The 17,071-nt window shown below is 66.2% G+C and carries 31 protein-coding genes and 1 pseudogene; all 32 read left to right on the top strand.

Going from position 1 to position 17,071, the window contains the following annotated elements; all coding sequences use genetic code 11:
* A partial coding sequence (gene tuf / locus NTY77_17900) for an elongation factor Tu (GenBank protein MCX5797369.1) occupies positions 1-240 on the top strand: 240 nt, incomplete at its 5' end.
* Positions 241-276: 36 nt separating this feature from the next.
* The gene (rpsJ, locus tag NTY77_17895) at positions 277-600 is read left to right on the top strand and encodes a 30S ribosomal protein S10 (protein ID MCX5797368.1); all 324 of its coding nucleotides are present in this window, start codon (positions 277-279) and stop codon (positions 598-600) included.
* An 11-nt stretch (positions 601-611) separates the two neighbouring features.
* The gene (rplC, locus tag NTY77_17890; protein MCX5797367.1) at positions 612-1,406 is read left to right on the top strand and encodes a 50S ribosomal protein L3; all 795 of its coding nucleotides are present in this window, start codon (positions 612-614) and stop codon (positions 1,404-1,406) included.
* Between the two features lie 8 nt (positions 1,407-1,414).
* Entirely contained in the window at positions 1,415-2,140 is a 726-nt protein-coding gene (gene rplD / locus NTY77_17885) for a 50S ribosomal protein L4 (protein MCX5797366.1), read from the top strand.
* 1 nt (position 2,141) lies between these two features.
* Positions 2,142-2,456: a 50S ribosomal protein L23 gene (rplW, locus tag NTY77_17880; GenBank protein MCX5797365.1), complete on the top strand. Its 315-nt coding sequence runs from the start codon at positions 2,142-2,144 to the stop codon at positions 2,454-2,456.
* A 9-nt stretch (positions 2,457-2,465) separates the two neighbouring features.
* Positions 2,466-3,308: a 50S ribosomal protein L2 gene (gene rplB / locus NTY77_17875; GenBank protein ID MCX5797364.1), complete on the top strand. Its 843-nt coding sequence runs from the start codon at positions 2,466-2,468 to the stop codon at positions 3,306-3,308.
* A 9-nt stretch (positions 3,309-3,317) separates the two neighbouring features.
* Positions 3,318-3,602, top strand: a complete 285-nt coding sequence (rpsS, locus tag NTY77_17870; protein MCX5797363.1) for a 30S ribosomal protein S19 — start codon at positions 3,318-3,320, stop codon at positions 3,600-3,602.
* Positions 3,603-3,612: 10 nt separating this feature from the next.
* Positions 3,613-3,975, top strand: a complete 363-nt coding sequence (locus tag NTY77_17865) for a hypothetical protein (GenBank protein MCX5797362.1) — start codon at positions 3,613-3,615, stop codon at positions 3,973-3,975.
* Between the two features lie 3 nt (positions 3,976-3,978).
* Positions 3,979-4,782: a 30S ribosomal protein S3 gene (rpsC, locus tag NTY77_17860; GenBank protein ID MCX5797361.1), complete on the top strand. Its 804-nt coding sequence runs from the start codon at positions 3,979-3,981 to the stop codon at positions 4,780-4,782.
* Positions 4,769-5,185, top strand: coding sequence for a 50S ribosomal protein L16 (rplP, locus tag NTY77_17855; protein MCX5797360.1), 417 nt, complete (start codon positions 4,769-4,771; stop codon positions 5,183-5,185). Before rpsC ends, rplP begins: the two co-directional genes overlap by 14 nt.
* Positions 5,182-5,409 carry a 50S ribosomal protein L29 gene (rpmC, locus tag NTY77_17850; protein ID MCX5797359.1) on the top strand — a complete coding sequence of 76 codons (228 nt, stop codon included), beginning with the start codon at positions 5,182-5,184 and terminating at the stop codon, positions 5,407-5,409. The genes rplP and rpmC overlap by 4 nt, the downstream gene beginning before the upstream one ends.
* Before the next feature lie 8 nt (positions 5,410-5,417).
* Positions 5,418-5,726, top strand: coding sequence for a 30S ribosomal protein S17 (gene rpsQ / locus NTY77_17845; GenBank protein ID MCX5797358.1), 309 nt, complete (start codon positions 5,418-5,420; stop codon positions 5,724-5,726).
* Positions 5,723-6,091 (top strand): 50S ribosomal protein L14, encoded by a 369-nt coding sequence (gene rplN, locus NTY77_17840; GenBank protein ID MCX5797357.1) that lies wholly within the window; start codon positions 5,723-5,725, stop codon positions 6,089-6,091. The genes rpsQ and rplN overlap by 4 nt, the downstream gene beginning before the upstream one ends.
* A gap of 4 nt (positions 6,092-6,095) precedes the next feature.
* On the top strand, positions 6,096-6,410 hold the full coding sequence (gene rplX, locus NTY77_17835; GenBank protein ID MCX5797356.1) for a 50S ribosomal protein L24: 315 nt from the start codon (positions 6,096-6,098) through the stop codon (positions 6,408-6,410).
* Positions 6,411-6,545: 135 nt separating this feature from the next.
* Positions 6,546-7,193: a 50S ribosomal protein L5 gene (gene rplE, locus NTY77_17830; GenBank protein ID MCX5797355.1), complete on the top strand. Its 648-nt coding sequence runs from the start codon at positions 6,546-6,548 to the stop codon at positions 7,191-7,193.
* A gap of 1 nt (position 7,194) precedes the next feature.
* On the top strand, positions 7,195-7,380 hold the full coding sequence (locus NTY77_17825; GenBank protein ID MCX5797354.1) for a type Z 30S ribosomal protein S14: 186 nt from the start codon (positions 7,195-7,197) through the stop codon (positions 7,378-7,380).
* An 8-nt stretch (positions 7,381-7,388) separates the two neighbouring features.
* Complete coding sequence (gene rpsH, locus NTY77_17820; protein MCX5797353.1) at positions 7,389-7,784, top strand: 30S ribosomal protein S8; 396 nt, start codon at positions 7,389-7,391, stop codon at positions 7,782-7,784.
* A 7-nt stretch (positions 7,785-7,791) separates the two neighbouring features.
* Positions 7,792-8,376, top strand: coding sequence for a 50S ribosomal protein L6 (gene rplF, locus NTY77_17815; GenBank protein ID MCX5797352.1), 585 nt, complete (start codon positions 7,792-7,794; stop codon positions 8,374-8,376).
* A gap of 12 nt (positions 8,377-8,388) precedes the next feature.
* Positions 8,389-8,748: a 50S ribosomal protein L18 gene (rplR, locus tag NTY77_17810; protein MCX5797351.1), complete on the top strand. Its 360-nt coding sequence runs from the start codon at positions 8,389-8,391 to the stop codon at positions 8,746-8,748.
* 115 nt (positions 8,749-8,863) lie between these two features.
* Positions 8,864-9,355: a 30S ribosomal protein S5 gene (gene rpsE, locus NTY77_17805; protein ID MCX5797350.1), complete on the top strand. Its 492-nt coding sequence runs from the start codon at positions 8,864-8,866 to the stop codon at positions 9,353-9,355.
* A 10-nt stretch (positions 9,356-9,365) separates the two neighbouring features.
* The gene (rplO, locus tag NTY77_17800; GenBank protein MCX5797349.1) at positions 9,366-9,833 is read left to right on the top strand and encodes a 50S ribosomal protein L15; all 468 of its coding nucleotides are present in this window, start codon (positions 9,366-9,368) and stop codon (positions 9,831-9,833) included.
* Positions 9,830-11,164 (top strand): preprotein translocase subunit SecY, encoded by a 1,335-nt coding sequence (gene secY, locus NTY77_17795; protein MCX5797348.1) that lies wholly within the window; start codon positions 9,830-9,832, stop codon positions 11,162-11,164. Before rplO ends, secY begins: the two co-directional genes overlap by 4 nt.
* Entirely contained in the window at positions 11,161-11,817 is a 657-nt protein-coding gene (locus tag NTY77_17790) for an adenylate kinase (protein MCX5797347.1), read from the top strand. The genes secY and NTY77_17790 overlap by 4 nt, the downstream gene beginning before the upstream one ends.
* A gap of 6 nt (positions 11,818-11,823) precedes the next feature.
* Complete coding sequence (gene map, locus NTY77_17785; protein ID MCX5797346.1) at positions 11,824-12,597, top strand: type I methionyl aminopeptidase; 774 nt, start codon at positions 11,824-11,826, stop codon at positions 12,595-12,597.
* 12 nt (positions 12,598-12,609) lie between these two features.
* Complete coding sequence (infA, locus tag NTY77_17780; protein ID MCX5797345.1) at positions 12,610-12,828, top strand: translation initiation factor IF-1; 219 nt, start codon at positions 12,610-12,612, stop codon at positions 12,826-12,828.
* A gap of 1 nt (position 12,829) precedes the next feature.
* Positions 12,830-12,943, top strand: coding sequence for a 50S ribosomal protein L36 (rpmJ, locus tag NTY77_17775; protein MCX5797344.1), 114 nt, complete (start codon positions 12,830-12,832; stop codon positions 12,941-12,943).
* A gap of 12 nt (positions 12,944-12,955) precedes the next feature.
* The gene (rpsM, locus tag NTY77_17770) at positions 12,956-13,357 is read left to right on the top strand and encodes a 30S ribosomal protein S13 (GenBank protein ID MCX5797343.1); all 402 of its coding nucleotides are present in this window, start codon (positions 12,956-12,958) and stop codon (positions 13,355-13,357) included.
* 194 nt (positions 13,358-13,551) lie between these two features.
* A pseudogene (rpsK, locus tag NTY77_17765) lies at positions 13,552-13,986 on the top strand (30S ribosomal protein S11).
* Positions 13,986-14,609: a 30S ribosomal protein S4 gene (gene rpsD / locus NTY77_17760; protein MCX5797342.1), complete on the top strand. Its 624-nt coding sequence runs from the start codon at positions 13,986-13,988 to the stop codon at positions 14,607-14,609. The pseudogene rpsK and the gene rpsD overlap by 1 nt, the downstream one beginning before the upstream one ends.
* Positions 14,610-14,633: 24 nt before the next feature.
* Positions 14,634-15,632, top strand: coding sequence for a DNA-directed RNA polymerase subunit alpha (locus tag NTY77_17755; protein ID MCX5797341.1), 999 nt, complete (start codon positions 14,634-14,636; stop codon positions 15,630-15,632).
* A gap of 30 nt (positions 15,633-15,662) precedes the next feature.
* Positions 15,663-16,007 (top strand): 50S ribosomal protein L17, encoded by a 345-nt coding sequence (gene rplQ, locus NTY77_17750; protein MCX5797340.1) that lies wholly within the window; start codon positions 15,663-15,665, stop codon positions 16,005-16,007.
* Positions 16,008-16,011: 4 nt separating this feature from the next.
* Positions 16,012-17,064, top strand: a complete 1,053-nt coding sequence (locus NTY77_17745) for a rod shape-determining protein (GenBank protein MCX5797339.1) — start codon at positions 16,012-16,014, stop codon at positions 17,062-17,064.
* Positions 17,065-17,071: the final 7 nt, after the last annotated feature.

Genomic DNA, 17,071 nt, shown 5'->3' with positions numbered 1-17,071 from the left:
GAGGGCGGGCGGCACACGCCGTTCTTCAAGGGCTACCGGCCGCAGTTCTACTTCCGGACCACGGACGTGACGGGAGCGGTGACGCTGCCTCCGGGCGTGGAGATGATCATGCCGGGCGACAACATCGACATCGAGGCGGAGCTGATCGTCCCGATCGCGATGGAGAAGGGGCTGCGCTTCGCCGTGCGCGAAGGCGGCCACACGGTCGGCGCCGGCGTGGTCAGCGACATCATGGATTAGGGCGTAAAAATCCAGGGGAATTAAGGTATAATAGCTATGGCAGAGACGAATCATCCGCAGCAGAGAATCCGTATCCGCCTTCGTGCCTACGATCATAGGGTCTTGGACACGAGCGTAGGCAAGATCGTCGAGACGGCGCAACGCACCGGGGCCGTCGTATCGGGCCCCGTTTTGTTGCCCACTCACATCAAGAAGTACACGGTTCTCCGGTCTCCCCACGTCGACAAAAAATCGCGTGAGCAGTTCGAGATGCGGGTGCATAAACGTCTCATCGAGCTCAATTCGACCACGCAGAAAACGGTCGATGAACTGATGAAGCTCGATCTGCCGGCGGGCGTGGACGTCGAGATCAAGCTTTAATAAGAGGATTTATGAGCGCAGAAGAAGCGAAGCCGGAAGAGAAGGCGGCCGCCGTCGACAAGCGGGCGCCCGTCAATTTCCGCACCATCCTGGGCGAGAAGGTCGGCATGACCCAGATGTATGGGCGGAGCAACCGCCTGTTCGGCGTGACCGTGGTCAAGGCCGGGCCTTGTCCGGTGGTGCGGGTCAAATCGGCGCAGGGCCCGGACGGCTACAACGCGGTCCAGCTGGGCTTCGGCGCGCGCCCCGAGAAGCACTTCACCAAGCCCGAGCTGGGGCAGTTCAAGAAGGCCGGCTGCGCGCCGGCGCGCTGGACCCGCGAGGTCCGCGTCGCCGACGTCAAGGGCCTGGAAGCGGGCCAGACGGTCAGCCTCGACGGCGTCTTCAAGCCGGGCGACTACGTCGACGTCCAGGCCACGACCAAGGGCCGGGGCTTCGCCGGCGTCATGAAGCGCCACGGCTTCCGCGGCATGCCCGCCTCCCACGGCGCTTCGGACAAGGAGCGTTCGCCGGGCTCTCTGGCGTCCCGCCGGTCTCTGGGCCGCGTGCTGCCCGGCCAGCGCATGGCCGGCCACATGGGCGCCGTGACCGAGAGCACGCTCAAGCTCGAGGTCATCAAGGTCGACCCCCGCGAGAACCTGATCTACCTCGCCGGTCCCGTGCCCGGTCCCCGGGGCGGCTTGGTCACGATTTCCGAGACCGTGATGGCCAAGAAGCATTACACCGCTCCTGTCCTGCCCACCGTCCGCAAGGACAAGATGGGCAACATCATCAGCGGCAAGAAGCCCACCAAGGCCGCGCCATAGAGGATTCCATGCAAGCGCAACTACTGAACGTCAAGGGGGCGGAGGTCGGCAAGGTCGAACTCACCGACGCCGTCTTCGGCCGGCGCCCCTCGCCGGAGTTCCTGCACGAGTACGTGACGGTCTACCTGGCCAACCAGCGGCGGGGCACGGCGAACACCAAGACGCGCGCCGAGGTCTCCGGGTCCGGCAAGAAGCCTTGGAAGCAGAAGGGAACCGGACGGGCCCGCGCGGGCTCCTTCCGCTCGCCGCTGTGGCGCCACGGCGGCGTCACCTTCGGTCCGCGCGCCGGGCACGTGCACCTGGACTTCCCCCGGGCCAAGGCCCGCCTGGCCCTGGTCCACGCCTTGTCCGCCAAGCAGGCGGAGGGCGCTTTCGTGTTCGTGGAGAGCCTGGGCGTGGAAGAGGCCAAGACCAAGGCCGTGCTCGCGCTGCTCGAGTCCCTCAAGTGCGGCGACCGCAAAGGCTGCACCTTGCTGGTCCTCGACGCTCCCGACGCCAAGCTCGCCCAGGCCAGCCGCAACATCCCGAACGTGGAGCTGGCCCTGGCCGCCGACGTCAGCGCCTACAGCGTGCTGCGGGCCCGGCGTCTGGTGGTCACCCAGCCGGCGCTGGAGAAGCTGCAGGCGCGCTGCGCGTCTTTGGGGGACGCCAAGGCCATCGCGGGCAAGGCCGCCGACCTCAAGGCCGCCGCGCCGAAGGCGGAGCGGGCTGGCCGCAAGAGCAAGGGAGACTGACATGGCCAAGACCATCCCCGTTTCGGACGAGACCTACGGCGTCATCGTGCGGCCGCTGCTGACCGAGCGCAGCACGATCCAGAAGGAGAAGTACAACCAGTACGCCTTCGAGGTGGCGCGCGCCGCCGACAAGGGGAGCATCCGGCGGGCGGTCCAGGCCCTGTTCAAGGTCGACGTCCTGGCCGTGCGCACGATGGTGGTGCCGGGCAAGTTCCGCCGCTACGGACGCGGCGGCGGCATGCGCCCCGACTGGAAGAAGGCCATCGTGACCATCGGCAAGGGTCAGAAAATCGAGGTCGCGGAGCAGGCCTCCTAGGAAGGATCTATGCCACTCAAAACCTTTAGGCCGTACACGCCGTCCCGCCGGAACATGACCTCGGCGGACTACTCGGAACTGACCGCGACGCGGCCGGAGAAAGCCCTGGTGCGCGCGCTCAAGAGGCAGGGGGGGCGCAATAACACCGGCATGATCATGGTCCGCCATCAAGGCGGGGGCGCCAAGCGGGCCTACCGTCTGGTGGATTTCAAGCGCGACAAGTTCGGCATCCCGGGCAAGGTGGCGACCATCGAGTACGACCCGAACCGCAGCGCCCGCATCTGTCTGGTCAACTACGCCGACGGCGAGAAGCGCTACATCCTGCATCCCGTGGGGCTGAAGGTGGGCGATACCATCCTCAGCGGGCCCGGCGTGGACATCAAGGTCGGAAATACGCTGCCCTTGGCCAAGATCCCCGAGGGCTCTTTCGTGCACAACGTGGAGCTTTCGCCGGGCAAGGGCGGCCAGATGATGCGCTCGGCCGGCACCCAGGCGCAGCTCATGGCCAAGGATGCGGGCTACGTCCAGCTCAAGATGCCTTCGGGCGAGATCCGGCTGGTGCCGGAGGGCTGCCTGGCGACTTTGGGCCAGGTCTCCAACACGGAGCACAACACCATCAACCTCGGCAAGGCGGGGCGCTCGCGTCACCGCGGCATCCGCCCGACGGTGCGCGGCGGAGCCATGAACGCGACCGACCACCCGCTGGGGGGCGGCCGCGGCAAGTCCAAGGGCGGCAATCACCCGCGCTCGCCGTGGGGGCAGCTGTCCAAGGGCTATAAGACGCGCAATAAGAGGAAGCTGTGGGGCTGGATGATCGTCGCCGACCGGCGGCGCAGCCAGACCCAGGCCTAAGAGGGAGCTATGAGCAGATCCAGCCGCAAGGGGCCGTTCGTCGACGCCAAACTTCTCATAAAGGTCCAGAAGATGACCGCCTCCGGGGAGAAAAGGCCCATCAAGACCTGGGCTCGGCGCAGCACCATCCCGCCGGAGTTCGTCGGGCACACTTTCGCGGTGCATAACGGGCGCAAGTTCCTGCCCATCTACATCACCGAGCAGATGGTGGGCCACAAGCTGGGGGAGTTCTCCTTCACCCGGTATTTCCGGGGACATGGTGGGGCCCATAAAGAGTCCACCACCCTGACCTGAGGCCAATAACATGGAAGCCACAGCCTACGCCAGATTCCAGAGATTCGGGACGCGCAAGGTCGCGCAGGTCCTCAAGGAGATCCGGGGCAAGTCGGTGCTGCAAGCCGAGCAGATGCTGCCCTTGATCCCGCGGGCCTGCGGCGGCATGATCGCCAAGGCCGTGCGCTCCGCCGCCGCCAACCTGACCATCAAGGCCAGGCTCGCGGGCAAGACCTTGGTCCCGGAGCGGGTCTACATCAAGTCCTGCTGGTCGGGCAAGGGGCCGATGGGCCAGATGCGCCGGGTCATGCCCGCGCCCATGGGCCGGGCCAACACATTCAAACGCAAGGTCTGCCACCTGACCGTCGTGGTGTCGGACGAGGCCGGGAGATAAATCATGGGCAACAAAACACATCCCAAGGCGATGCGCCTGGGCTACACCGCGGATTGGGAATCCAAGTGGTTCTCGCTGCGGGAGATGCCGGCCTTGATCGGCGAGGATTTCAAGATCCGCAACCTGGTCAAGAAGACCTTCCGCATGGCGGCGGTCAGTTGGGTCGGCATCGAGCGCGCGGGTTCCTACCTGCGCGTGAACATCCATACCGCCCGGCCGGGCGTGGTCATCGGCAAGCGCGGGGCCGACATCGAGGGCATCCGCGGCCAGATCGAGGGGCTCACCCAGCGCAAGACCTTCATCAACGTGATGGAGATCAAGGACCCCGAGCTCGACCCGCGGCTGGTGGCCGAGGCCATCGCCATCCAACTCGAGAAGCGCATCGCGTATCGCCGCGCCATGCGGCGGTCCATCGAGCGCACCATGCAGTCCGGAGCCCTGGGCATCAAGGTCATGGTGGGCGGGCGCCTCAACGGCGCCGAGATCGCGCGGCGCGAGTGGGCCCGTGAGGGCCGCGTGCCCCTGCATACGTATTCCGCGGACGTGGACTACGGGACCGCGGAGGCCTATACCACCGCCGGGATCATCGGCGTGAAGGTCTGGATCTTCAAGAAGCTGCATTTCGTCAAGGGCGCCAAGGAGTTCCAGCAGCTGGCCAAGGCCGCGGAGAGCGCCGCGGCCGCGCAGGCCGCTCTGGCCACCGCGGCGGCCCCGGCGCCCGTAGCCCAGCCGGCCGCTGCGGCCCCGGCACCTGCGCCTTCGGCGCAGGCCGTCCCGGAAGGAGGCACTCCTCATGCTGATGCCTAAGCGCGTCAAGTATCGCAAGCCCCACAGCCATCCGCGCATCAAGGGGCCGGCCAAGAAGGGCTTCTCCATCGCATTCGGGGAGTATGGCTTGAAGGCGCTGGAGCCGAAATGGGTGACCGTGCGCCAGATCGAGGCGGCGCGCGTCGCCATCAGCCGGCACATGAAGAAGGGCGGCAAGATGTGGCTGCGGGTCTTCCCGGACAAGGCCATCACCAAGCATCCGGCCGAGACCCGCATGGGCAAGGGCAAGGGTGCCCCGGACCACTGGGCCGTCGTGGTGCGGCCCGGACGCATGCTCTTCGAGATGGAGGGCGTCACCCTGGAAGAGGCCAAGATCGCTCTGCGCGTGGCAGCCTTCAAGCTGCCCATCCGCACCGCGTTCGTCGTGCGGGAGCACATATGAAGGCCAAGGAAAGAGAGAACCTGCGCAATCATACGGCGGCGGAGCTGCGGGTCGAGTTGACGCAGGCCCGGGAGAAGCTCTTCCGCCTGAAGTTCAAGAACGGGGTCGCGCCGGCCAAGAACCCGCTGGAGCTGCGCAACCTGCGCCGCCACGCGGCCCGGCTCGAGACCTGGATCCAAGAGAAGAAGACGGCCGCCGCGGCGCCGGCGCCCCAGAAATCGTGAGGTCAACCATGTCCCCTGAAACCGCCGTGGAGCGTAGCCGGCGCAAGATCATGTCCGGCCTCGTCGTGTCGGACCGCATGAACAAGACGCGGGTCGTGGAGGTCTCCCGATCGGTGAGGCATCCCTTCTACGAGAAGATCATGCGCAAGAGCAGCCGCTTCAGCGCGCATGACGAGACCAACCAGTCCCATCAGGGCGACTTGGTCGAGATCATGGGCAGCCGGCCGCTCTCCCGGACCAAGCGCTGGCGCGTGGTCCGCGTGATCAAGGCCGCGCCCCGCCGGCCCGCCGCTGTCGAGACGGAGGCCAAGCCATGATCCAGCTGCGCTCCATCATCAACGTCGCCGACAACTCGGGGGCCCGCAAGATCCAGTGCTTCCACGTCAATAAGGGCCACTATCACCGCTACGCCACGGTGGGCGACGTCATCGTCGCCAGCGTGCGCGACGCCATGCCCAACAGCGCCGTCAAGAAAGGCGAGAAGGTGCGCGCCGTGATCGTGCGCACGGTGCACAAACGCCGCCGGCCCGACGGCTCCTACATCCGCTTCGACGACAACGCGGCCTGCCTCATCGACGAGAACGGGGAGCCCCGGGGCACCCGGGTCTTCGGCCCGGTCTCCCGCGAGCTGCGCGACCTGGAATATCTCAAGATCATATCTTTGGCTCCCGAGGTGGTCTGAAGTGATGAAACTCAAGCTGCGCAAGAAGGACAAGGTGATGGTCATCGCCGGCAAGGACAAGGGCAAGACCGGCGAGGTGCTCAAGATCTATCCGGAGAAGGGCCGCATCCTGATCGGCAAGATCAACATGGTGACCAAGCACAAGAAGCCCAAGCAGACCGAGCCGGGCGGGCTGCAGAAGATGGAGGCGGCGATCGCCTACTCCAACGCCATGCTGATGTGCCCCAAGTGCGAGAAGCCCGTGCGGCCCAAGCTCGACAAGCTCGCCACGGGCGAGACCGTTCGGCTCTGCCGCCGCTGCGGCGAGACCATACTTTAGAGGAAAGCAGAGGATATCATGGCTGAGAAGGACGCGAAGGAAAAGGCCGCGCCGGCGAAGAAGCCGGCTCCGGCGAAGGCTCCGGGCGGCAAGAAGGCCCCCGACGCCAAGGCGGCCAAGTCCGCCGGACCCGCGATGGCCGTCTCCGACGGCCGCGAGGTCAAGCATCCGGTCCCGCGACTCCAGAAGCGCTACCACGAGGAGGTCGTGCCGGCCCTGATGAAGGCCCACGGCCTTGAGAACCCCTTGCAGGTGCCCCGCCTGGTCAAGATCGTGCTCAACGTGGGCGTCTCCGAGGCGCGCGAGAACGTCCAGATGCTCGACGGCGCCCGCGAGGAGATGGCGATGGTCACCGGCCAATGGCCGCAGCTGCGCCGGGCGCATAAGTCCATCTCGAACTTCAAGCTGCGCCAGGGCATGCCCATCGGCCTGCGCGTGACCATGCGCGGGCACCGCATGTACGAGTTCCTGGACCGGCTCATCTCCGTATCCATCCCCCGCATCCGGGACTTCCGGGGCCTGGAGCCCCGCGGCTTCGACGGCACCGGCAACTTCAACCTGGGGCTGCGCGAGCAGACGATCTTCGCGGAGATCAACGTGGAGAAGGTCAGCAAGCCCAGGGGCCTGAACCTGACTTTCGTGATCAGCGGCGGCAGCGATGAGATGAGTCTGGCTCTGCTGCGCGCGCTGGGGATGCCGTTCAAGGTGGCGGCGCCGGCCCCGACGGCGAAGGCCGTCGGGACGGTTCCGGAGACGGCGGCCGCGGGCGCGGGGAGAGACTGATATGGCCACGACAGCTTGGAAGGCGAAGGCGGCAAAGGTCCCGAAGTTCTCGACCCGGCAGCACAACCGCTGCCAGATCTGCGGCCGGTCCCGGGCCGTGTACCGGGATTTCGGCCTCTGCCGCATCTGCTTCCGCAAGATGGCGCATCAGGGGCAGCTCCCCGGCGTCAAGAAATCCTCCTGGTAGGGTGACCCATGGACCAATTATCCGACCTGTTGACGCGCATACGCAACGCCAGCCTCCGGCAGAAGGACCGCGTGGACGTCCCGCACGGCAAGCTCAAGCTCGAGGTCGTGCGCATCCTCAAGGAGGAGGGCTTCGTCGCCAATTACAAGACCTTCTTCGCCAACGGCAACAAGCGCGGCACCATCCGGGTGTTCCTGAAGTTCTCCCCGGAGAAAGAGGCCGTGATCCGGGGCATCCAGCGCGTCTCCAAGCCCGGCCTGCGCATCTACCGTTCCTACCGCGAGATCCCGCGGGTGCGCGGCGGCTTCGCCGTGACCATCCTCTCCACCCCGCAGGGAGTGCTCACGGGCAAGCAGGCCAAGGAAAAGAAAGTCGGCGGAGAGATCCTCTGCCAGGTCTGGTGAGGCAGCCATGAGCCGAATAGGAAAGATGCCGGTCGTGATTCCGCAGGGCGTCCAGGTCTCCATCGCCGAGGGCGTGGTGACCGTCAAGGGACCCAAGGGCCAGCTCCAACTTCGCCTGCACCAGCTCGTGCGCGCCGAGGTCAAGGACGGCCAGGTCCTTCTGACCGCCGATCTCAAAGCCGCCCGCGAAGCCTCCGCCATCTACGGCATGAGCCGGGCGCGCGTCAACAACATGGTCGTGGGCGTGTCCAGCGGCTTCGTCAAGACCCTGGACATCGTGGGGATCGGCTTTCGGGCCGAGGTCGCGGGCCAGAAGATGACCCTGAGCCTGGGCAAGTCCCACCCCGTGATCTTCACGGCGCCGGTCGGGATCACCCTGGGCGTCGACCCCAAGAAGACCCAGATCACAGTGGCCGGGTCGGACAAGGACCTGGTCGGCGAGACCGCGTCCAAGATCCGGGGCCTGCGCGAGCCTGAGCCCTACAAGGGCACCGGCATCCGCTATCAGGGCGAGTACATCCGCAAGAAGGCGGGCAAGACCGCGGCGGGAGCCGGGGTCGGCGTCGCCGGAGCGGCGGGAGCCAAGAAATAAGGACCAATCACCATGAAAGACAAGTGGACGCGATACGAGTACCGCCAGAAGCGCACGCGCGACAAGCTCGCGCAGCGCCCGGACGGGCGGCCGAGGCTCAGCGTGACCCGCAGCCTCAAGCACCTCTATGCCCAGGTCGTCGATGACGGCCAGGGCAAGACCCTGGCTTTCGCCTCCTCCCTGTCCAAGGAGCTCAAGGGCGAAAAGCCGGGCAAGAACCTCGCTTCGGCCAAGAAGGTCGGCGAGCTGATCGCCAAGAAGGCGCTGGCCGCGGGAGTCAAGAAGGTCGCTTTCGATCGGGGAGGCCGCGTCTACCACGGCCGCATCAAGGCCCTGGCCGACGCGGCGCGGGCCGGCGGATTGGAATTCTAGGAGAGCCATCATGAGCGCGGAAACCCCCAGCACGCAGAACCCCGCCCCGGCGCCGCAGGCGCCGCGCGCCCCGTCCTCGCCGTCGCAAGGCGGCGGCCGCCGCCCCGACCCCCGGATGCGCCAGAGGCGCGATCCCAACGCCCGCGCCGAGGACGGCTTCCGGGAGACGGTGGTGGCCATCAACCGGGTCTCCAAGACCGTGAAGGGCGGCAAGCGCTTTTCCTTCGCGGCGCTGGTGGTCATCGGCGACGGCGCGGGCACCGTGGGCTTCGGCCTGGGCAAGGCCCGCGAAGTGCAGGGCTCCATCCTGAAGGCCAACCATCAAGCGCGCAAGAACATCTTGAAGTTCCCCCTGGTGGGCGACACCATCCCGCACGAGATCGTCGCCAAATTCGGCGCCGGCAAGGTCTGGATGAAGCCCGCGGCTCCGGGCACCGGCGTCATCGCGGGCGGCGGGGTGCGGGCCGTGCTGGAGGCCGGCGGCATCCGCAACGTCCTCACCAAGAGCCTGGGCTCGAACAACGCGTTCAACGTGGTCGGCGCGACGCTGGAGTGCCTGCGCCAGCTGCGCACCAGCGAAGCCACGGCCAAGCTCCGCGGCAAATAGAGGCATGGAAATGAGCGAGAAGATCATCGTCAATCTCACCAATCTGCGTCCCACTCCGGGTTCGCGCCGCCGGGGCGTGCGTCTGGGCATGGGCGAAGGCTCGACCACCGGGCAGACGGCGACGCGCGGCATGAAGGGCCAGCGCAGCCGCTCCGGAGACGGCAAGATGTCCGGCTTCGAGGGCGGGCAGACCCCGCTCTTGCGCCGCATCCCCAAGCGGGGCTTCACCAACGGCCCGTTCCGGCGGCTCTACCAGGTCGTGTCTTTGGCGAGCATTCAGCGGGTCTTCAAGAACCAGAAGGAGGTCGGCCTCGAGGCCCTGCGCATCCACGGCTTGGTCAAGGGCCGGCTGCCGGTGAAGGTCCTGGGAGACGGGAGCCTGGACTCCGCCTTCAAGATCAGCGCTCACGCCTTCTCAGGCAGCGCCCGGGAGAAGATCCAGAAAGCGGGCGGAGAGGTCGTGGTCATCAAGCCATGATCCAACGCTTCACCGACATCTTCGACGTCCCGGACCTGCGCAAGCGGGTGCTCTTCACCTTGGGTGCCGTCGCGGTCTATCGTTTGGGCGCCGGCATCCCCATCCCGGGCATCAACGCCGACGCCATCCGGGCGATCTTCGAGGCCCAGAAGAACAGCCTGCTGGGCTTCCTCAACATCTTCTCCGGAGGCGCGCTGGGGCGCTTCTCCATCTTCTCCATGGGCGTCATGCCCTACATCAACGCCTCCATCATCATGAGCCTGCTGCAGGGCGCCCATGTGCTGCCCTATCTGGACCGGCTGCACAAGGAAGGGGAGCTCGGCCGGCGCAAGCTCAACAGCCTCACCCGCTACCTGACCCTCTTCCTGGCGGCGTTCCAATCCTTCGGTCTGACGATCGCGGTCTCCAAGATGCCGTCGCCGGGAGGCATCCCCGTGGTCTCCAATCCGACCTGGGACTTCTACATGGTGACGGTCCTGACCCTGACCGCCGGGACCATCTTCATCATGTGGTTGGGCGAGCAGATGACCGAGAAGGGCATCGGCAACGGGATCTCGCTGCTGATCTTCGCGGGCATCGTGGAGCGCATCCCCAGCGCGATCTTCAGCGAGATCTCCCTGGTGCGCCTGGAGGAGAAGGGGCTGATCTCGGAGATCGTCATGCTGGGGCTGCTCATCGGGGTCATCCTGCTGGTGGTGTGGGTGGAGACGGCCCAGCGCAAGATCCCGGTGCAGTACGCCAAGCGCGTGATCGGGCGCAAGATGTACGGCGGGGCCTCGAGCTACCTGCCCCTCAAAGTCGACCAGTCCGGCGTCATCGCGGTCATCTTCGCGGTGTCGCTGTTGACCGTGCCCATGACGGTGGTCACCTTCGCGCCCCAGGCGCCCTGGGCGGCCAAGATGATGGAGTGGTTCAGCCGGGGCAACTGGCTCTACCAGATCGTCTACGCGCTCCTGGTCATCTTCTTCTGCTACTTCTATAATTCGGTGTCCATCAACCCGACCGACCTGGCCGACAACATGAAGAAGTCGGGCGGCTTCGTGCCGGGCATCCGGCCGGGCGAGCCGACCGCCAAGTACGTCGAGTGGGTTCTGGAGCGCATCACCTTGGGCGGGGCCCTGTTCGTGGCCGCCATCGCCGTCCTGCCGGACTACATGCGCACCCAGCTCAACGTGGGCTTCTTCTTCGGCGGCACGTCTCTTCTGATCGTGGTGGGCGTGGCTTTGGACACCATGGGGCAACTCGAGGCGCACCTCATCATGCGCCATTATGAGGGATTCCTCAAGAAAGGCCGCATCCAGCAACGCTGGTTCAACGTGGGGAGCCAATGATCGTCATACTGATCGGGACGCCGGGCTCGGGAAAGGGGACGCAATCGTCCGTCCTCTGCGAACACTTCGCCTTCACGCATCTGTCCACGGGAGACATCTTCCGCGCCGAGATGGCCGCCAAGAGCGACATCGGGCGCAAGGCCGCGGAATACGTCAACAGCGGCAAACTGGTCCCTGACGAGGTCGTCACTGAGATGGTGGCCGGCAAGCTCTCCGACCCGCAGGGGGGGCGCTACCTGCTCGACGGTTTCCCGCGCAATCTGGCCCAAGCCCAGGCCTTGTCCGGCCTGCTGGCGCAGCGCAAAGCGGCCGTGGACCTGGTCCTGTTCCTGAACCTCAGCCCGGCGGATGCCATGAAGCGGCTGACCTCGCGACGCATCTGCGGCGGCTGCGGAGAGGTCTTCAACGTCCTGAGCCGTCCCCCCCAGGCCGAGGGCAAATGCGACAAGTGCGGCAAGGACCTGATCCAGCGCGAGGACGACTCCGAGGCCACGGCGCGCAAGCGGCTGATGGTCTACGAGGACCTCACCCGGCCTCTGGTCGCCTACTACAAAGCCGAAGGGGCGCTCCAGGAGGTCGACGGCGCGAGCAGTCCCGAGACGGTCGCCGCCGCCCTGGCCGAGATCGTGGCGCCGCAGTTGGGTGCGCGGTAGAGGATCATGTTCTCCACCAAGACCATCGAGCTCAAGAGCGCCGCGGAGATCGCGTGCTTGCGCCGGGGCGCTGAGATCCTCTCCCAGGCCCTGGCGGCCGTCATGGCCGCGGCGCAGCCCGGGACCTCCACTTTGGAGCTCGACCGTATCGCGGCCGCGGAGTTCTCCCGGCGCAAGGCCAAGCCGGCCTTCCTGGGCTATCACGGCTTCCCCGCTTCTCTCTGCGTGTCCCTCAACGACGAGATCATCCACGGCATCCCGTCGGCGGACCGCCGCATCCGGACGGGCGACCTGGTCAGCCTGGACCTGGGCTGTCTCTACGACGGGTTCTATACCGACGTGGCCGTGACCGTGGGCGCCGGGAAGCTGAGCCCCGACGCGCAGCGGATCCTGGATGTGACCCGGCAGTCCCTGTCCGCCGGGATCGACGCCATGCGGCCCGACGGCCGCTTAGGCGACATCTCCCACGCCGTGCAGAGCTACGTGGAGGCAGCCGGGTTCTCCGTGGTGCGCGAGTTCGTGGGCCACGGCATCGGCCGGGCCCTGCACGAGGACCCGCCGGTCCCCAATTTCGGGAAGGCCGGGACGGGGCCGCGGCTGACGCCCGGCTTGGTCCTGGCCATCGAGCCGATGGTCAACGCCGGCGGCTGGGAGGCTCGGACCTTGGAGGACGGCTGGACCTGCGTGACCAAGGACGGCAGCCTGTCGGCCCATTTCGAGCATACCGTGGCCATGACCGCCCAAGGTCCTGAAGTCCTGACGTGGCACGGGCGGAAGTAAAGGATATCTGACATGGTGAAAGAAGACAAGATCGAGGTGGAGGGAAGCATTCTGGAGGCCCTCCCCAATGCGATGTTCCGCGTCGAGATCGCGCCGGGGAAGGTCGTGCTGGCGCATATCTCGGGAAAGATGCGCATGCACTACATCAAGATCCTGCCCGGGGACAGGGTTCGCGTCGAACTGTCTCCCTATGACCTCAGCCGCGGCAGGATCGTCTACCGGGAGCAATAAAATGAAGGTGAGAGCCAGCGTCAAGCCGATCTGTCAGAAGTGTCGGGTCGTCAAGCGTAATGGGGTGGTGCGGGTGCTCTGCAGCAACCCCAAACACAAGCAGCGCCAAGGTTAAGGAGATAGAACGATGGCACGCGTAGCCGGAGTGGATTTGCCGAAGAACAAGAGGATCGACGTCGCTTTATGCTACGTCTATGGGATCGGGAGGACGACCGCCAAGGAGATCATCGGCCGGCTGGCCGGCCAGGTGGACGGCAAGACCCGGGTGAAGGATCTCACCGAACAGCAGGCCAGCCTCATCAACAACCTGATCGTCAAGGAATTCAAGGTGGAAGGCGAGCTGCGCCGCGAGGTGGCGGGCCATCTGCAGAGGTTGCAGGAGGTCGGCAGCTACCGTGGTTTCCGCTACCGCCGCAACCTGCCGGTCCGGGGCCAGCGCACGCGCACCAACGCGCGCACCCGGCGCGGACGCCGCAAGACCGTCGGCGTGGGAAAGTCCGTCGAGAAACCCGCAGCCCCCAAGGCGTGACCCTAGAGAGGAAGGATTAAGATATGGCAGACGAGGAGAAGAAACCAGCGCCCGCGCCGGCCGCGTCGCAAACGACGCCGCCGGCCGCGCCCGCGACTGAGAAGGCCGCCGCACCCGCGAAGGAGAAGGCCGCCGCGCCCGCGACTGAGAAGGCCGCCGCGCCCGCGAAGGAGAAGGCCGCCGCGCCCGCGACCGAGAAGGCCGCCGCGCCCGCGACCGAGAAGGCCGCCGCGCCGGCCGCCCGGCCGCAAGCCGGGGGGGGCGGCAAAAAGTCCTGGAAGGGCCTTTCCTACGCCAAGGTCTACATCCAGTGCTCGTTCAACAATACCATCGTGTCGCTGGCCGACGAGCGCGGCGACGTGCTGGCTTGGGCGTCGGCGGGGGGCAACGGGTTCCGGGGCACCAAGAAGGGGACTCCCTTCGCGGCCGGGGTGACCGCCACCAAGATCGCCAAGCGCGCCCTGGAGATGGGCGTCAAGCAGGTCTCGGTCTTCATCAAGGGGCCCGGCCCGGGCCGGGAGACGGCGGTGCGCAGCCTCGGCAACGCCGGCCTCATCATCATCAGCCTCAAGGACGTCACGCCCCTCCCGCACAACGGCTGCCGTCCGCCCAAGGCCAGGAGGGTCTAATGCGCTACACCGGAGCCGTCTGCAAACTCTGCCGCCGCGAGCAGAGCAAGCTGTTCCTCAAGGGCGACAAATGCCAGGTCAAGTGCACTTTGGACAAGCGCCCCATGCCGCCGGGCGCGGCGCGGCCCCAGCGGGGCAAGCCCTCGGCCTTCGCCGTCCGCCTGCGCGAGAAGCAGAAGCTGCGCCGCCTGGTCTCCATGACGGAGAAGCCCTTCAAGCGGCTGGTGGAAGCGGCCTCTCAGAGCCCGGAAGCTTCCGGCGACCATCTCCTGCGCGCCCTCGAGCTGCGTCTCGATAACGTGGTGCGGCGCATGGGGCTGGCCACCTCTCTCAAGCAGGCGCGCCAGCTGGTGCGCCACGGCCACGTCAAGGTCGGCGGCAAGAGGGTCGGCATTCCCTCGTATAACGTCCGGGCCGGCGACACCGTGGCCCTGGACCAAAGGTATAAGGAGAACGTGGGCATCAAGCTCAGCTTGGAGACGGCCAAGAGGCTCAACCAGAGGCCGAGCTACCTGGAGTACAATGAAGGCGAGTTCTCCGCCAAGATCACGCGTCTGCCCGAGCGGGCCGAGATGTCGTTCCCGGTCAACGAGCAGCTCATCATCGAGTACTATTCCAAGTAGGGTTGCGAGGGGGAAGAGGAGCCCATGGCTTATAAAGAACTGATTCTGCCGCAGAAGCTCAGCGTCGACGAAAAGACGATGTCGGAAAACTACGCCAAGTTCATCGCCGAGCCGTACGAACGGGGCTACGGGCATACCGTGGGCAACGCCCTGCGTCGGGTGCTTCTTTCCAGCCTCGAGGGCGCGGCCGTGACCGCTGTGCGCATCGATGGCGCCACCCATGAGTACTCCACCCTGCCCGGCGTGAAGGAGGACGTGATGAACATCCTCCTCAACCTCAAGAAACTGCGGGTGCGGCTCTTCTCCAACGGCCCGGAGACGGTGTATCTCACCGCCAACAAGGAGGGCGAGGTGACCGCCGCCGCGGTGCGCGTCAACTCCAACGTCGAGGTGGTCAACAAGGACCTGGTCGTCGCCAACCTCGAGGCGGGCGGCAAGCTCGATATGGAGATCGAGATATCCAAGGGCCGGGGCTACATCCCGGCGGAGGACCTGCGCCAGCAGAACCACTGGCCGGCGGGGTTCCTGCCCGTGGATGCCCTCTTCTCCCCCGTGGGCAAGGTGCATTACGACGTGGAGAACGCGCGCGTCGGGCAGGTCACGGATTACGACCGGCTCATCATGGAGATCTGGACCGACGGTTCGCTCAACCCCGCGGAGGCGCTCATCCAGTCCTCCAAGCTGCTGCGCCAGTCCCTCGATATCTTCATCCCCGAGGAGGCTCCAGCGACGGCCGAAGGCGCGGCCTTCGGCGCCGGCGAAGGCGGCGCGCCCGTGGGGGAGGCCTTGAGCTCGGATTCCAAGCTCAGGGACATCCTGGGCCAGCCCATCGAGATGATCGAGCTCTCCTCGCGGGCCTCCAACTGTCTGAAGGTCGCCCGCATCAAGACCATCGGGGAGCTGGTCTCCAAGCGTGACGAGGAGCTGCTGGCCGTCAAGAACTTCGGCCAGAAATCCCTCGATGAGATCAAGGACCGCCTCAAGGACATGGGGCTTTCCCTGGGCATGCAGGTCAACGCCTGAGCCGGTTGCGCTAATCAAAGAGAGGCCGTCATGATCAAGACTTTGGGCGGACGAAAATTGGGAGTGACCGGCTCGCATCGCCGGGCCATGCTTCGGAACATGGCGACGAGCCTGTTCCTCCATGAGAAGGTGGAGACCACGATCGCCAAGGCCAAGGAGCTGCGGCCCTTCGCGGAGCGCCTCATCACGCACGCGGTGCGCGGGCGGCATCCACTGGTGCGGCGCGAGATCCAGGACAAGACCGTCTACCGCAAGCTCTTCGACGTCCTCGCTCCGCGCTACGCCAAGCGGCCCGGCGGCTACACCCGCATCCTGCGGCTCGCCCGCCGTGCGGGCGACAACGCGTCCCGCGGTCAGATCAGCTTGGTCGTCTAGACCGATGTTCGACTTCCTCTTCAGTCTCTTCTCCAACGACATGGGGATAGACTTGGGCACGGCCAATACCTTGGTCTACGTCAAGAACCAGGGCATCGTGCTCCGGGAGCCCTCCGTGGTGGCCATCGACCGGGAGACCCGGCGCGTGCTGGCCATGGGAGCGGAAGCCAAGAGGATGCTGGGACGCACGCCCTCGTCGATCATAGCGGTGCGCCCTTTGAAGAACGGCGTCATCGCGGACTTCGAAGTGACGCAGGAGATGATCAAGTACTTCATCCGCAAGGTCCACAACCGGCGCTCCCTGCTGCATCCGCGCATCGTCATAGGCATCCCCTCGGGCATCACCGAGGTCGAGCGTCGCGCGGTGCAGGAGTCGGCGGAGCAGGCCGGGGCGCGGGAGGTCTATCTCATCGAGGAGCCGATGGCCGCGGCCATCGGGGCGGACCTGCCGATCTCCGAGCCGCACGGCAACTTCATCGTGGACATCGGCGGGGGCACCACCGAGGCGGCGGTGATCTCGCTGGGAGGCCTGGTCGTCTCGAAATCCAGCGACATCGCGGGCGACGAGATGGACGAGGCCGTGCAGATGCATTTCCGCAGGAAGTACAACCTCCTCATCGGCGAGACCACGGCCGAAGACGTCAAGATCCAGATCGGCTCGGTCTTCCCGCTCAAGGAGGAGAAGACCATGGAAGTCAAGGGCCGGGACCAAGCCACCGGCCTGCCCAAGACGGTGCTGATCACGTCGGAAGAGGTGCGCCAGTCCATGATGGAGCCGGTGCAGCTCATCCTCGACGTGATCAAGAACACACTGGAGGAGACTCCGGCGGAATGGTCCGCGGATCTGGTGGACCGAGGCATCATGCTGGCGGGCGGCGGGTCGCTCCTGCGGGGGCTGCCCGACCTCATCCGGCAGGAGACCGAGCTGCCCGTGCATCGCGCCGCCGACCCCTTGAGCTGCGTGGCCATGGGGGCGGGGAAGTTCCTGGAAGAGCTCGACAACATCACGGATCGGCGCCCGGACTTCGTCACCTCGTACCGCTACCGCGGCAGTTGACCGCGCG

It is taken from the genome of Elusimicrobiota bacterium (assembly GCA_026388095.1).
Taxonomy (GTDB): domain Bacteria; phylum Elusimicrobiota; class Elusimicrobia; order UBA1565; family UBA9628; genus UBA9628.
Note: the sequence above shows the minus strand (reverse complement) of the source record. Positions and strands in the feature narration are given on the sequence as shown.